The following is a 15,112-nucleotide window of genomic DNA, read 5'->3' as shown; positions in this document are numbered from 1 at the left end:
GCACATGAGGTGGTGTTCCTTGCGAAGGAGCGCGGGGCGACAGAGGGGATCAACAACGCCTAGTCCCTCGCCGATTCGACGGAGGCATCGCTGCATTTCGGCGAACAGGCGCTGCAGACCTCAGGGAAGCTGCAGGCGGGAGCCGCTCATGTCCTCCTTGCGTCTTTGCGGCACTACCCACTGCGTCCGCTACGGCTCCACCGCCAAGCACAGCCGCCTGCGAACACCCTCAATGGTCGTCACGATCGCCGGTTTGGCCAACCGGCGATCGTCGGCTATGTTCCGCTCGCGCCCGGCCGGGATCTGTCCTCGGTTGCCGGCCACGACACCAGCCGATAGGCCCTCAAGTTGTCAGCCCCCACGACAACACGGCTACAAGCTCAGCAGCAGCCGCCCCTACACAAAACTGGCCGGGCGCAGGACCGGACCTCAGGGAGCGCGCTGGGCTACAGAGCGGGATCGATAAAGCCAGGAGCCCACGCCGACTCGGCAAAGGGCATCGCCGTCTATAGCGAATAGGCGCTGCGGATTTCAGGGCAGCAGCAGGCGGGATCCGCTCATTACTTCTTTGGTCTTTGCGGCACTGCCTACTGCGTCCGCCACGACTCCACCGCCAAGCACAGCCGAAATGCGAACACCATCAATACTCTGCACGATCCCCGGTTTCGGTAACCGGGGATCGTCTGCTATGTATCGCCCTGCACGACGAGCGCCTACTCCTCGTCCCGTTTCGGCCTCGGTCAGGAGGCCAGCCGGTAGGACCGGAGCGCGGGGGTCGCCCCGTCGGTGACGAGCACCAGCAGTCCATCGTCGGTGAGGCGGTCCAGGTTGCGGGCCACACGACGGTCGGAGGCGCCGACGGCTCGGGCGACGTGGCGAGTTGCAGCTCCGGGATGCACCGCGATGTGCGCGAGGACGGCTCGGTCGCGGCGGTAGCCGCGTTGCGCCAGGTCCTCGCCGAACAGTCCGGCAGCAGAGACGCAGAGGCACAGTGCCGTGGAGAGGGCGCCGTAGTCGTCACGCTGCTGTGCGGTCCACGCGTTCAGGGCGCCGAGCGCCAAGAGGACGGGGGCAGTGAAGCAGGCGGATCGGAGAGCGACATTCGACAGGTGGGACTCCTTAGGTCGGGGCCTCGGCGACGAGACCGACCAGCGCAGACGTACGGGCTGCCGTCACGGCCGACCTGCTGGTGGTCGACCCGGATCCCCGCGTCCCCTCGCTGACCTGGCGTTTTCCGGGACGTTGTACGTTGACATGGTTCCGGAGGGGGTTCCAGTCCCTTGGGGCTCTATCTCGTCTGCCGTGGGCGAATGCCAGATCAAGAGATTGCGACGGGCTCGCTGAGGGCCGTGAAAGGTGGCGGCTCAGGCTCTGGCTGCGGTCGTTTCGAAGCGCCGGATGCGGTTTGCAGATCGCGGACGACTTTGCGGCAGGTGATGTACCGAGCGGAACTGTACGTGCCGGCCAGCTGGATCGAGGAAGGCGCCCGGTGCACGACGGCGAGAATCCCGCGTCAGCGGGCCATGGAGGTCGTCACAAAGCCGGAGCTGGGCCGGCGGATGGTCGAGCGGTGCCGCCGAGCCAAGATCCCCTTCGGCTGGGTGGCTGCCGACGGCGCCTATGGCCGGGACCGCAAGCTCCGCGCCGCGCTCGAACGCCGCCGCATCCCTTATGTCATGGCGGCCCTCGTGGCCGAGACCGTCTCCACGCCCGGGACCCGTTCGCTGCGGGTCGACGTCCTGGCCGCTCAGGTCCCGCTGGTCTTCGAGCGTCACTCTTTCGGGAGGGGCTCCAAGGGCCAGCGGCGCTACGACTGGGCCTTGGCCGAGGTGACCTGGCCCGGTGGTGTCGACTGCCGACCCCCGCCGCGGCTACACCCACCTGCTACTGATCCACTGCTCCATCGCCGACCCGAGCAAGGTCGCCTACTTCGCAGTGCACGCCCGCACCGGCACCAAGATCAGCGAGATCGCCCGTGTGATGGGCCTGCGCTGGGCGACCGTCCTGACCATCACCGCCACCCACACCGCAGAGCACCAAGAACCCGAGCCCGCGACGACGAGTGCCTCCGCGGAGCAGCCCAGCGGGCCCGAAAAGGGGACCCCGTCCGACGCGTTGTAAAGCTGATCCGCTACACCGCCGAAGAGATCCGCCGGCTCCTCAACCGCCTGGCCCGGGCCCCCGCACCCGCCCGCCCCGGCCGCTCTCATCGTGGCCCAGTCCCTCTGGCGCCGCACCCACCAGGCCCGCGCCCAACGCTGCCACTACACCACCCGCGACCGCAGTGAAAGACTTCGCAACTCACGGCTGTAGTACCGGGCGGAATATCACTGGTGCGAACGCCACGGTCGGCCCGAGGTACGGCACCGTTCCTTGCGGGTCAAGGTGTCGTCGGCTACGCCCGAGAAGGGTAGCTTCGCTCAGGTGGCCGCCAGCGCCGGGGATCGTGTTGTCGACCACGTCGCCGCCAGGGGTCTGCTTGCCTAACTGATCGTTTCAGAATGAGCTGAGCGGCAGGACTTGTGCTGGACGATCTTGCTCGGCAGGGTGTCCGGGTGCGTACTGATCTTGTTCCGGACGATTTGTGGGAGCGGGTGGCACCGCTACTGCCGCCTGCTCCCGAGCGGCGCCACCGTTTCCCGGGGCGGCTGCGTGTTCCGGACCGGGCGGCACTCGCCGGCGTCTTGTATGTGCTGCGGACCGGTGTCGCCTGGCGCGATGTCCCTGCGGAGACTGTGGGCTGCTCCGGCGTGACGGCTTGGCGCCGACTGAGGGACTGGACCGAGGCCGGCGTGTGGCCGCGTCTGCACGCCGCGCTGCTGGCCGAGTTGCGCCGCGCTGACCTGTTGGACTTGGACGACTGTGCTGTGGACGGGTCACACGTCCGGGCGCTCAAAGGGGGGACCACGTCGGCCCCTCGCCCGTCGACCGCGCCCGTCCCGGCTCCAAGCATCACTTGATCGTCGACCGCCACGGCACCCCGCTCGCCGTCACGCTCACGGGCGGCAACCGCCACGACGTCACCCAGCTCCTGCCGCTGCTGGATGCGGTCCCAGCGATCCGAGGCATGCGGGGGCGCCCTCGCCGCAAGCCGCGGCGCCTGTACGCCGACCGGGGCTACGACTTCGACAAGTACCGCCGGCTGCTGTGGAAGCGCGGCATCAAGCCGCTGATCGCCCGACGCGGCGTCGCTCACGGTTCCGGGCTGGGCAAGGTGCGTTGGGTGGTGGAGCGCGCCTTCGCCTGGCTGCACCAGTTCAAGCGACTTCGGATCCGCTATGAACGACGCGCCGACCTCCACCAGGGCCTGCTCGAACTGGCCTGCAGCCTCATCTGTCTCCGTCGCCTGCGCACCGCACAATGAAGCGATCAGTCAGAACAGGATGATCGGATTGGTGAGTGCGGCGACGGTCCCGTCGGGATGGCGGACCTCGATGCGGACGAACGCCGCGTCCTCCGCCGTCGTGTACCACTGCACCACACCTGCTCCATCACCCGGAACGGCCGCGCGGTGAACCTTCCCTCGATCGGTGTGGAAGCTGACGGTCGCCGCCGGCACGCCCTGCACCGCTGCGCGGACCTCGACTTGGCCACCATGCGTTGTGAGTCGCTCTCCCACTCCGGCGATGCGGCCCTCAAAATGGGCCGTGAACGACACCTCCACGGCTGCCGACTCGGCGATCCAGCTCCGGCCCGAGCGGATCCCCGCCAGGATCGCCTCCGTGCTCAACTCCTCGGCGAAGACCACCGTGTGAGGGATGCCGATCTGCCCCTCCAAGTGCGTGTCGCTGTTGCCCATCGCCGGCCGCCACGAACCCGTCTGAATGTCGGCTGCGAGGCTCCGCCCCCATTCGGCCAGGGCGACCTCGTTGTCAGCCTGCCAGGGCTGGTCCGAAGTCCATGGCCCGTTCCATACCTCCACCACATCGAAGCCCTGGAAGGAGTACATGAAGTCGCCCGATGGATAGGGCGCATGCGGGTGCGCCACCACGCACAGGCCCCTCACCCGATGGACCTGGTCCAGACACTGATCGATCAGTCCGTCTCTGACCCCGTAGTTCCAGTCGACGGCCTGGCCGGGACGAAGGCCGAGCGCGAGCCAGTGCCCGGTCTTCGTGGTCACTTCCTGGCCGAGAACAATCAAGAAGTCATCGGCGGCCAGATGCCCCCATGCACCGGGTTCCGCAGCAGCTTTGTGCTCTGTCGTCGCGATGAAGTCGAGCCCGGCAGCGCGGGCTCGGAGCGCCAACTCTTCCGGAGTGAGTTCTCCTCCGGCCGAGCGCACGGAGTGGATATGGCTGTCGCCCCGGTACCAGGTCGCCCCACGTCCGACCGCCCGCACCGGCGGGAAGCTCAAGCTCGACAAGGCTCTTCCCTCTCATAGACCTGTCGAGGCAACGTGCAAGCAGAGCAACCGGTTCCGTGGCATCAACGAGATCTACGTCGCCGAGAAGTCGAGATCACGATCTCATTCTGAAACGATCACTAAGTGGGGAACTCTCCGCACCAGTTGCGCTTGATGAGGACGGCGGGCAGGTACTCGGACTCGACCTCGATGGGCATGCCCGCGTCGTGGGCGATGCAGGCCATAGCGAGGGGGGCAAGGGCGACGAGGCCCGAGATCTGGAGGGCTCGCTCCTCCTGGCTCCAGTACTGCTTGTGCCACTGGAGGGCGTTGTCCAGCGCCTTGTTGAAGCCGTCCTGGTCCTTACGGATGAAGCGGTGGAACATCTCCATTGGGGGGTACAGCAGTTTGCCGACCGTCTCGGGGTCGTCGACGGCTTCCGGGGCAGTGGCGTCGACCGCGGCCACCAGCTTCGGGACGAGGTCCTGGCCTCCGAGCCAATAAGTCTGGAGGGTGTCGATCCAGGCGTAGTCGTACTCTCCGAAGCGTGAGCCGTTCTCCCTCAGCAGAGACAGCGGCACCCGGCACAGGGCCGTGATCCTGTCCTTCTCCCGGCACACCACCGCCAGATAGAAGGCGCTAAGCCAGGATCCCGGGTGCACATACCACTGCGGGCCGGTGGCCCGGAGCGTGCGGTCCTTGTGTGCGATGCGGCACTGCACGTGCTCGTCGGTCGTGGTCGCGGCGGCGAACAGGGCGGAGCTGACCTGCATCGCGTTCACCCAAGCGTCCCATGTGGGGAAGATCGCGGCCCGTGGGTCCATCAGGCAGTGCGCCTCGGCCAGCGTGAGCGTGGTGCCCAGAGCATCGCCCAGATTGGCGGTGCCCGCCTCTAGACCGTCGATCAGTTCCTGCGCGTTCTCCTGGAGCACAGCGAGGCCGTCTTCCGCGTTCCCTGTGGGAAAGGGGTGGCGGGTGATGCTCGAGACCAACGCGTTTCTCCTTAGAAGATCTTGAAATGCTTAAGCGCTGCGCCAGCATACTTACCGGTGTTCTCGGTGGCCTGGACGAGCACGTAGCGCAGGGTCTTGTTCTCGATAGCCGCTCTGATCTCCTTGGCGTATTGGGCGTCTTTCGGCGACGCCAAGGCGCGCTGCTCCATATCGGCACAGATAGTGCGGACGTACTCGATGGTTCCCTGCTTCACCATGGTGCCCCTGTCGAGCGCGCCGTTGCCCTGGCGCCAGTCCAGTCGCGCGTTCGGGCCCTTCGCCTCGACGATGATGAGGTTACCTTCCTTGTCACGCCAGAGCTGGTCGAACCTCTTCGAGCCGTTGGGCGTCTCGGGCAGGTCGGTGACCTCGTGAGCGCCTCCGAACTCCTTCTGCAGGAGCATGTGCTGGCGTGCGGCCTCCTCGCCGAGGGCTTCGCCAAGCTTGGTGTTGTTGGAGACGCCCTCGCCGACCGTCTTGTTGAATTGCTCCTGCGCATCGGCCAGTGCCTGCGCGTTCTCATCGGTCGGGTGGTTCTCGTAGGCCCTTTCAGCGCTGGTCAGGTCCATGCCCGCTACGCGCTTCGCCGAAACGTCATCGAGATGGTTGAGGTGGCCTTGCGTACCAACCGTGTCCCGGCCCCGTCTGAGGTCGTCGAGGTGGTACTTCTCCGGGTTCGCGGAGGGCAGTTCGTCGGCGGCCATCCAGCCGCCACCCGGCTTCTCTACGAGCTTCGGCAGGAGCTGGCCGTCGACCATCGCTTCGGCACTGTTGCGATAGCCGGGCCCCCACTTGTCGTAGTGCTCCGCGCGCCAGACCGGATCCTCGTTGGCGAGCCGAACGTGCTCGCGGGTGATCGCAGCCCGTTCTGCGGGTGTCCGCTCGTCGGCCGGCTTCTCGCAGGCAGCCTCGTACTCTGCGCGGTGTGCCGCGTTGTCCGCGCCGTGGGCCGTGCCGTCCTGGCCGCCCGGATGGACGCCGCCCGTGGGCGGGGGCTCGTGGTGGCCACCGCTCGTGCCTGGGCCGTCGGTGTGGGTGGCGCCTGTCGACGGACCGTCTGAATGGCTAGTGCCAGGGGCATGGTCGGCAGTTGACGGGGCGTCCGGGCGGCTGCCGCCCGTGTGCGGCGTGCTATCACGACCGCCGCGGGAGGCGTTGTCCAGCTCGTTCGTGGGCATGTGGTCGCCCGAGCGGCCACCAGCAGCGTGGCCCGCGGCGCCGCCTGCAGTCGTGTCGGGGTTGCCGGCCGGGAGGTTGTCCGCGGTGCGCACTGGGTCGGAGATGTCCGAGCCGACGCGTGTGAAGTCGTCGCCCCGTCCGCCGACGCCAGCCGGAACCCGCTGTTCCTGGCGGGCCGGGGACTCGATTCGCGGGCTGTCCGCGCCCGAGGCGGGTTGGGCGGGCTTGCCCTTGGGGGCGTCCTTGGCGTCCTGGAGGAGGCTGCCGTCGTCCTTGCTGTAGAGGTGGCCGGCGGCGTCCGTGTAGTTCCCCGTGAAGGGGTCCTTCACCGTGTGCGCGGGGAGGGTGACCGTGCCTTCGGGCAGCTTGATTCTGCCGTCTGGGAGTTTGGTCGCCCCTTCCGGGATGGCGGCGTCCTTGGGCAGCTGGATCGTGCCGTCCGGCATCTTGGCGGCGCCCTCGGGCAGGCTGTAGGCGCCCTCGGAGATCTTCGGGGTCTCGACGTGGCCGAGGCCCTTGAGGTGGGCCATCACGTCGCCGACCTTCGACAGGCCCGCGCCTGCGCCCTTGATGACGTAGGTCATCGGGTCGACGGCGCTGCCCACCTTGCTGACGACGGACAGTCCCTTGGCCAGCGCGCCCGCCTTGCCCGCGCCCTCCACGGCGGCACCGCCACCGCGTGTGAAGACGGCAGTCACGATGTTGAAGGTGACCGCGCCGGCGGCTCGGGAGCCGTTGGTTTCCCACTGGTCCCAGGCCACAAGAGCTTTGCCGGTATCCCGCACTGCGGTACGCGAGTCCCGCAGCCAGGAGGGGAGCATCTTCCCTGGCGCCATCCAGTAGGCGACGTTCAAACCGGGCGTGGTGGTGATCGTCACTGCGGTGGAGAGCTTGGCCAGACCGAGCCAGGCTTGGCCGGCGGCGTCTCCGCCGTGCCCGCCGAACAGGGTGTAAATGCCGTCGATGGTGCCCCCCACGCCGTCGACGATGAAGCCTTTGCCGAAGTCGTAGGCGTGCTCCCACACCTGCCACCAGGGAACGGATTCTTCGACCGCGTCGCCCCAGGGAAGGCTCTTGGATGCCTTGAGGGCTTCGGCGTCGTAGCCGTATCCCTTCTTGTGGGAGGCATCGATCGTGTGGAGTGCCTTGCCGCCTACCAGCGCGACGATCTTGGCGTGGCAGTCGCGTTCGGCTTCCTGGAACGCGGCCCAGACCTCGGCGATCTTGTTGCGGCGATTGAGGTTCTCCTCGGTCAGGTCGCCGTCTTCGCTCCAGTCATCTTCGGCGGCCTCGTTGTCGCGGAAATCGGCGGCTTCCTGCTTGAGCTGCTTCAGCCGGTGGATCAGTGGCCTGATCTCACGGGCGTAGGTGCTCAGAGCCCCGGCGATGACATGCATGTCGTCACTCAGGTCGTGTGCCGTGCGCTCCACCGGCTTGGTGACGCCGAACAGCTGCTCCGCCTCGGGCGCCTTGTAGAAGGCGGCCAGCCCGCCGAAGGACTTGTGGACGTCCGAGCCAGCGGTTTGGACCTTGGAGCCGCCGCGGGACAGCGCCTTCGTCTTGGCTTCCAGAACGTCCAGATCACCGGTGAAGACCGGTACATCGGCCGGGTCGACCGGTCCGCCGCTCACTTCTTCTTCCCCCCGAAGTCCTTGAGAGCATCCAGCCGCACCCCGTGGGCGGCGGTCTGTGCGTTCTTGGCCGCCTCCAGATCGCCCTGGACATACTCATTGGTGGCTTTGGCAGCCCCCAGGACAGCGGCCTGGCAGCGATCGGCCATTGCCTTCATGCGCGGCTTGCGCTTCGTTACGTACTCGACCAGCGCCGCGGCGACCGGACCCGTTGCCTTGTGTGACAACAATTCGGGGGCCACCGGCCCCAACGGCTTGCCCGCCGGGGTCATCGGCCCGCGCATCGGCGTCATGGCGCTCGTGCCCGGCACGGCCGTACCCGCTGCCTGAGCCACTTCCTGCATGTCAGAGAGCAGTGTGTTGAGGACTTTCCCCAGATCTTCGGCATGCGTGCCGACGACCTTCAACTGGCCCTGCACTCCCTGCGGCTGAATGTCCCATGACGCCATGAACGCCCCCCTGCGTACACACTTCTTGCACCGCCGCCGCGACCCGTGCGGCGACGTCCCCACGGCCGGCAACCCGTCCGCGCACTCCGAAGGCTTGCCTTATCTGTCCATGCGCTGAGGCCAGCTCAGCCGATGTTGTTGACCGCAGCCTTCGCGCGCGCAAGCGTCTGGTGCGCGGTGCCGTCGTTCTTCTCCAGCGTCGTCTTCAGCAGCTGGATGATGCTCCTGACCTCCTGCGAGGCGCGGTTCCAGCGCAGTTCCTTGCCGTGGTACTCATCCGCGACACCATCCGCGGCGAAATCCGACATCGCCGCCTTCACCTGCGCATCACGCGCCGCGATCACCTGCTCCAGACGCGCGATCACCGCCTGGATGTTGCCCTGCGCCTCCGCAGACGCACCCGAGTCGTACGAACGACGATCACTACCAGCAGCCATCACAATCACTCCCCCTGAGATCTGAGTACTTGAGCCGCAATCGGGCCGTCAGCGGCCCGAGAAGCGGGCCGCGTCGAAGTTCGCCGCCGACATCTGCGACCGAGCGTTGTCGGCCTGCTCCTGGTCGCCCGAGCCAAATGCCGTCTCCATGCCCGACTGTCCGCCCACAATCGCGGCCAGCGCACTGTTCAACGATGCCGTGATCTCGTCCGCGTGCGACTTGAACGAATCGAACGCCGCCTTGCCCGATCCGTTGAACTTGCCCTCCAACGGCTGGGCTGCCTGGATGAGCTGGCGGATCAACGTCCCCAGCTCCGTGCTCGACGCCTGCGACTTCGACCTCAGGGTCGAGAGCGTCTGCGCCCCCATGTCGAACTTCATCGGGATCCCCCCACCAGACTTGACGATCGTATGTACGGTCATGCCTATCAACTGCGAAGTCATTGGTGCAATCCGCAACACCGATGCTATGACCAAGGTCTGACAACGGCTCAAAACAGCCAGGAGCCCACCCACCTACCCATGCCTGCAGCGTGCTTGGCAGGGAGGTCCACGCGCAGGTCCAGCTGGTCCAAGTGCTCTCACTCGCCTTTCAGATGCCGCATCAGTCGTTCGAAGTCCTGCCAGCCCGACAGGTCCAACGGGTCCCCAGGAAGCGGGTAGTACATCGCAGGGCGGGTCTTCGGACCGAGGGGGACAGGCGGCTGGGCCAGCGGCGTGTTCCGGGCGCGGTCGCCGGGCATCTTACGGACCTCGTCCGCGCCGAGCACGAAGGCGAGTGGGACACCAGGGCCCTCGAAGCGGGGCGGCACGGCCAGATCCCGGCGGGCTTTGCGGATCTGGACGAGCATCGAAAGGAGTCGGTGGCGGGTGGCGAGTACCTCCGCGGCCCTGGGCAGGGAGCCCACCGGCGGCTTCTCGTCGTGGCCGTAGCCGAACATCAGCGTGACGTACTCCTCCACGCCCGCCTTCGTACGGCTGACGCGCACTGTGGCCAGGCCCGGCCGGTCCGGGCTGCCGACCACCACGAACCAGGTCGGCTCGGGCGCCCGCTCGTAGGCGAGGTCGGTCATCTGGCGCGGCGACCAGGGGAGGTTGGCGGGCTCCGCGGTTCCCCACCCCGCCGGGGGCTCACCGGTGAGTTCGCGCCATATCGACTCCAGCGCACCGCCGAGGACCAGACGGTCGTCTGCGGGGTGGATCGTGCGGAAGGTGATGGCCAGCTGCTGCTCGCCGGTGTCCGTGGCCTCCTGGTAGGAGGCGGCTACTGGGGTGCGGGGATCATCTGCGGTCGTGTCGGCCGCCGCTACCGGTGCGAACGTGCCGTCCTGCCAGCGCAGGACAGCTCCGGACTGTCCGTCGTAGTAGCCGTCCCGCTCGTCGCGCACGACCCAGCGTGAGGGCCAGTTGCTCAGGCTGGCGCGTACGGCCGGGGAGAGCGTGGTGCCTGGCGGGGTGACGACCTGGAGGCCCAGCTCTGCGTCTGCGGCGGTCTGGAACGCGTCCTGGAGCCAGGCCGTCATGGCCACCACCGGGCGGTCCTGGATGACGACGGCGACTTTGTCGGTGAGGACGTCGACGGCGGGCTGCGCGGCGGCGGGCGTGGGCGCAACGCTCACACCGTCGGTCTTCACCACCGCCAGGGACCGCGCGGCTTCAGGCGGCCAGGCGGAGCCGTCGGCCAAAGCGGCCAGCCGGGCCGCGAAGGTGCCCGCGAGCCGCTCGGCTTCTTCCACACCAGTGGTCGCGCGGGCCTCTGTCCACCAGTACGGAAGCGGCGGCGGGGTGGCTCCGAGCAGCCGCTCGGCCTCGCCCGCGACTTGCACGAGCAGCGGTGCTTCGACGGAGACGAGGGGGCGTCCCTCGGCGTCGCAGAGTCGTACGACCGCGCCTTCGCCCGCCGTGTCCACCAGCTTGTCGGGGCCTCCGGAGAGCAGTCCCGCGAGCATCGCCGACGGGTCCGGCATGCGCTGGGTGAGGGCGATGACGTCCTTGGTCATGTTGTTCTCGTCCGGTCCTTTGTCGTTCGGGGCATGGATGCCGTGCGTCTCGTCGTCCGCGTGGGCGGGAGAGCTCTCCTGTATGTCACGCGGGGGAGTACACGGTCTGGATCAGGCGGTTGCTCTGGCCCCTGCGGATGAGGACACCGCGGCCCGGCGGCTGCCAGGAGGCGTAGACGCCGGGGAACAGCTGGCCTTCACCGCGGTCGCCTGCCATGAGGAGCGCGGAGGAACCTGACTCGCGCAGGCCCTGCACCAGAGGCTCGTAGATGCCGCGTGAGGCTCCTGCAACGCGGCGGGTGAGGACGAAGTGGAGGCCGATGTCCACCGCGGACGGGATGTACGGCAGGAACGGGGCCAGCGGTTCCTGGCCGGCGGTGGTGAGTACGTCGTAGTCGTCGATGAGGACCACGATCCGCGGACCGCCGCCCCAGCTGCCGGGTTCCAGGTCCTCAAGACCTGCGCCGTCATCGGGTAGCCGCTTGCTCAACTCGGTGCAGACCGCGGTGGCGAGGCCCGCGCACAGCTTGGCGTTGTACGCGTAGCCGCCGTTGAACTCGTCGGGGATCGCGCCGCGCAGACTGCGCCTGGGGTCCATGACGGCGAAGACCAGCTCGTCCTCGCTGTAGCGCTCGATCAGGCCGCCGGCGATGGTCTTCAGGAGGTTCGTCTTGCCGCACTCGCTGTCGCCCATGACCAGTAGGTGCTGGTCGTGCTGGAACAGGTCGAGCAGAACGGGGTCGAGCGCCGTCTGGTCCAGGCCAATGGGCACCCGCCGGGGTTCGGCGACCGGGCCTGGCAGGACGTGGGACTCCAGCCGGTGCGGCAGCACCCGCACCGGCTGGGCGACCTCACCGCTCCAGGTGGCGCGGATCGACCGGGCCGCACGCTCCAGAACCGCGCCCAGGTCCGCGGTGTCAGCAAGCGAGTCCGTACGGGGAAGCGCGACCTGGGCAAAGAGCTTGCCGGCGGTCAGGACGCGACCGGGCTCATCGGGCGAAAGGGTCACTGCCAACTTGCTGTCGATGCTGGACTCACTGGGGTCGTTGAGCCGCAGTTCGACGCGGGTGCCGAAGTTCGACTGGACGGCGATGCGCACGTCGTTCCAGCGGAGCATGCCCGCCACGACGTGGATGCCGTAACCACCACCGCGTTGGAGGATGTCGGCAACGGCGTCCTCCAACTCTTCGAAGTCGTCACGCAGCGCGCCGAAGCCGTCGATAACGAGGACGACCTCGGCGGAGGCCAGCTGGGGCAGCCGGCCCGCCGCGTGCAGGGCACGCAGCTGATCGACGGAGTCGATGCCGTGCTCGCGGAAGAGCTCCTCCCTGGCCGCGAGCATCGTTCGCACCTCGTCGATGGTGCGGGCCACCCGCTCACGGTCGACGCGACCTGCGACACCTCCGACATGAGGCAGGCCCGACAGGGCCGCGAGGCCGCCGCCCACTAGGTCGAGGCCGTAGACGCCGACCTCCTGGGGGGTGTGGGTCAGCGCCAGTGAGAGGACGAGGGTGCGGAGGAGCGTGGTCTTGCCGGACTGCGGGCCGCCGATGACGGCGGCGTGGCCACCCGCCATGGTGAGGTCCAGGTACCACTGGCCCTGCCACTGTCTGGCCGGATCGTCGAGCAGACCGAGAGGTACCTCCAGTGGGGCGCGGCGCCCCGCGAGCTGCATACCGCGTGTGCCGACATCCAGGGGTCCGGCGACCCTGTCCAGGGTGATCGCATCAGGTAGGGGCGGCAGCCAGATGCGGCGCACCGGACCGGCGGCGTTCGCCAGCTGCTCGACCATGACGCCCAGCTCGGTCGGCCCCATCTCGCGGCGCCGCACCGTCTGCTCCGGCGCGCTCGCGTCCTTCGCTCCGGCCGTGGAGTTGAAGGTCTCGTAGGGGAGGGCGAGGGGCCCGGTGTCCTCTTCCTCCCCGCGCTGCACGGGGCCGCGGTAGGCGCCCGAGACATAGCTCGCCTTGAAACGGTCGTAATGGCTGGTGTCGACCTTGAGGTAGCCGAAACCGGGCAGCGGCGGCAGGTGGAAGGCGTCCGTGGTATCCAAGACCGTACGGGATTCGTCGGCGGAGAAGGTGCGCAGGCCGAGCCGGTACGAGAGGTAGGTGTCCAGACCCTTGAGGTTGCCGCCCTCGATGCGCTGGCTGGACAGCAGCAGGTGCACGCCGATGGAGCGCCCGATGCGGCCGATGGACAGGAACAGGTCGATGAAGTCCGGCTTGGCGGTGAGCAGTTCACCGAACTCGTCGATGACGACGAACAGGTGGGGCAGCGGTTCGAGGTCGGGCCGCTGGTGGGCGCGCAGCGCGGCATAGTCACCGATGTCGGCGATGTTGCCCGCGTCCTTGAGGACCTGCTGGCGTCGTTTGACCTCGCCGGCCAAGGAGGCGTGGACGCGTTCGACGAGGCCGGCTTGGTTCTCCAGGTTGGTGATGACTCCGGCGACGTGCGGCAGGTTGGCGAACGGGGCGAAGGTCGCACCGCCCTTGTAGTCGACGAGGACGAGGGCGAGGTCCTCCGGCGGGTGGGTGGCCACCAGGGCGAGGACGAGGGTGCGCAGGAGCTCCGACTTCCCGGAGCCGGTGGCGCCGACGCACAGGCCGTGCGGGCCCATGCCGAGCTCGGAGGACTCCTTCAGGTCGAGCAACACCGGCTCGCGGGAGTCGTTGACGCCGATCGGTACACGCAGGAAGGCACGTTCGCCGCGCGGTGCCCACAGGCGTGGGAGGTCGAGTTGCGCCATGTCGTCGATGCCGAGCAGGTCGGCGAAGTCGACGGGCCCGGTCAGGGGTGCGTCGGTAAGCGATTCGGCGGACAGACGCAGTGGCGCAAGCATCCGGGTCAGGCCCTCGGCGAATGGGATGCCGGCCTCGTCCACAGTGCCGTGGGAGCCGACCGGCTGCTGCCCGCGCAGGTCGTCGATGACGACCTGATCGCCGTCGACGGTGATGCGGACGCCGACGTTTCCGGGCTCCTGGACTCGCTGTTCGAGCAGATGCAGGACGGTGACGCCCATCTCGCGCAGGCCGACCGCCTCGTCGGGACGCGGCAGGTCGACGGCGTCCGCACCGTGGCCGTCGGCGACGACCAGCAGCCGGGAGGTCATGGCCAGGGCGTCATCGCCGGAGAGGCCGCGGCGGACCTCGGCCGCATAGGAGGCGCGGCGGCGCAGTTCGGGGCCGAGCAGCCGGGCGAGTTGGGGCGCGGAGGGTGCGATGCGGCGCGCGGCTACCGGGCCGTCGTACTGCTCGGTGTCGAGCAGGTGCGGCAGCCACTTGGCCCACTCCCAGTCGGCGAGCCGGTCGCCGGGCACGGCGAGGGCCATCGCCACGTCATCGGGAGCGTGCATGGCAGCGGTCTGGACGAGCAGGGTGCGCGCGAGGCGCAAGCAGTCCTCGCGGGGGCCGATGACGCTGATGTCGCCGACACGGTCGAGTGGGACGGTGAGGGGGAGTTCGGTGCCGGTGCGGAAGCGGCTCATCAGCGCCGACGCCTCGTTGAGCATGAAGCGGTCGGGCGGGGTGAGGACCGACGAGCCCTGCTGGGCGATCTCCAGATCCCGTACGGGCATCTCGCCGGTGCCGACGCGCACGTGCAGGAAGTCGCCGTCGACGCGGCGGCGCTCCCATATACGGGCCGGATCGCGCACGATGTCGTAGAGAGCGGCCGGCGGCGGGTTGAGAACCTCGGCGCGCTCGCGTCGCTCGCGCTCCTGGTAGGAGAGCTCCTCGCGCAGGTCCTCCAGATAGGCGAGATACGCCTCACGCTGGGTGCGGCGGGTGCGCTGCGCCTTGCCCCGCTGCGAGAAGACGAGTGCGACGGAGCCGATGACGGTGACCACAAGAATGATCGCGCCGAGCCCCGCGAACTGACTGTTGCGCACGACCGTCATCATCACCACGGACGACATGACACCGGCGACGGGCAACAGCGACATCGCGATATTGCCCGTCTTCCCCTCAGGGAGATTGGGCGGGGCCTCGATGATGCGCGCCTCGGAGGCGGCCGGGGGGCGGGTGGCCCTGGCCGGGCGGTGGATCAGTCGGGTAGTCATCGTCGTCCGTCATTCACGA

General features: G+C 68.3%; 11 protein-coding genes and 1 pseudogene. 3 read left to right on the top strand and 9 right to left on the bottom strand.

Going from position 1 to position 15,112, the window contains the following annotated elements:
* Window positions 1-740: 740 nt before the first annotated feature.
* Window positions 741-1,061 carry a winged helix-turn-helix transcriptional regulator gene (locus ABR737_RS33880; RefSeq protein ID WP_350254757.1) on the bottom strand — a complete coding sequence of 107 codons (321 nt, stop codon included), beginning with the start codon at window positions 1,059-1,061 and terminating at the stop codon, window positions 741-743.
* 249 nt (window positions 1,062-1,310) lie between these two features.
* Between ABR737_RS33880 and ABR737_RS33875 the strand changes: the two are divergent.
* From ABR737_RS33875 to ABR737_RS33865, 3 genes and pseudogenes are all read left to right on the top strand, one after another.
* Window positions 1,311-1,628, top strand: a pseudogene (locus ABR737_RS33875) (transposase); the annotation flags it as partial.
* 214 nt (window positions 1,629-1,842) lie between these two features.
* A complete protein-coding gene (locus ABR737_RS33870) occupies window positions 1,843-2,121 on the top strand; it encodes a hypothetical protein (RefSeq protein ID WP_350257167.1) in 279 nt (92 codons plus the stop codon).
* Window positions 2,122-2,555: 434 nt separating this feature from the next.
* Window positions 2,556-3,364, top strand: a protein-coding gene (locus tag ABR737_RS33865; protein ID WP_350254755.1) for an IS5 family transposase whose coding sequence is annotated in 2 segments (ribosomal slippage) — window positions 2,556-2,895 and window positions 2,895-3,364 — 810 coding nt in all. Because the reading frame shifts where the segments join, the coding sequence is not laid out codon by codon here.
* Between the two features lie 9 nt (window positions 3,365-3,373).
* On the opposite strand, the gene ABR737_RS33860 is transcribed toward ABR737_RS33865, so the two are convergent.
* From ABR737_RS33860 to eccCa, 8 genes are all read right to left on the bottom strand, one after another.
* Complete coding sequence (locus ABR737_RS33860; RefSeq protein ID WP_350254754.1) at window positions 3,374-4,357, bottom strand: CehA/McbA family metallohydrolase; 984 nt, start codon at window positions 4,355-4,357, stop codon at window positions 3,374-3,376.
* 128 nt (window positions 4,358-4,485) lie between these two features.
* Window positions 4,486-5,337 carry an immunity 49 family protein gene (locus tag ABR737_RS33855; RefSeq protein ID WP_350254753.1) on the bottom strand — a complete coding sequence of 284 codons (852 nt, stop codon included), beginning with the start codon at window positions 5,335-5,337 and terminating at the stop codon, window positions 4,486-4,488.
* 11 nt (window positions 5,338-5,348) lie between these two features.
* The gene (locus tag ABR737_RS33850) at window positions 5,349-8,147 is read right to left on the bottom strand and encodes a hypothetical protein (RefSeq protein ID WP_350254751.1); all 2,799 of its coding nucleotides are present in this window, start codon (window positions 8,145-8,147) and stop codon (window positions 5,349-5,351) included.
* Complete coding sequence (locus tag ABR737_RS33845) at window positions 8,144-8,596, bottom strand: DUF6507 family protein (RefSeq protein ID WP_350254749.1); 453 nt, start codon at window positions 8,594-8,596, stop codon at window positions 8,144-8,146. The genes ABR737_RS33850 and ABR737_RS33845 overlap by 4 nt, the downstream gene beginning before the upstream one ends.
* A 125-nt stretch (window positions 8,597-8,721) precedes the next feature.
* Window positions 8,722-9,033 carry a pore-forming ESAT-6 family protein gene (locus ABR737_RS33840; RefSeq protein WP_350254748.1) on the bottom strand — a complete coding sequence of 104 codons (312 nt, stop codon included), beginning with the start codon at window positions 9,031-9,033 and terminating at the stop codon, window positions 8,722-8,724.
* A gap of 48 nt (window positions 9,034-9,081) precedes the next feature.
* A complete protein-coding gene (locus ABR737_RS33835; protein WP_350254747.1) occupies window positions 9,082-9,414 on the bottom strand; it encodes a hypothetical protein in 333 nt (110 codons plus the stop codon).
* A gap of 200 nt (window positions 9,415-9,614) precedes the next feature.
* Window positions 9,615-11,033 carry a DUF6177 family protein gene (locus ABR737_RS33830; RefSeq protein ID WP_350254746.1) on the bottom strand — a complete coding sequence of 473 codons (1,419 nt, stop codon included), beginning with the start codon at window positions 11,031-11,033 and terminating at the stop codon, window positions 9,615-9,617.
* An 85-nt stretch (window positions 11,034-11,118) separates the two neighbouring features.
* Window positions 11,119-15,093, bottom strand: a complete 3,975-nt coding sequence (eccCa, locus tag ABR737_RS33825; protein ID WP_350254744.1) for a type VII secretion protein EccCa — start codon at window positions 15,091-15,093, stop codon at window positions 11,119-11,121.
* Window positions 15,094-15,112: the final 19 nt, after the last annotated feature.

Origin of the sequence: Streptomyces sp. Edi2, from assembly GCF_040253635.1 — a bacterium.
GTDB lineage: Bacteria > Actinomycetota > Actinomycetes > Streptomycetales > Streptomycetaceae > Streptomyces.
Note: the sequence above shows the minus strand (reverse complement) of the source record. Positions and strands in the feature narration are given on the sequence as shown.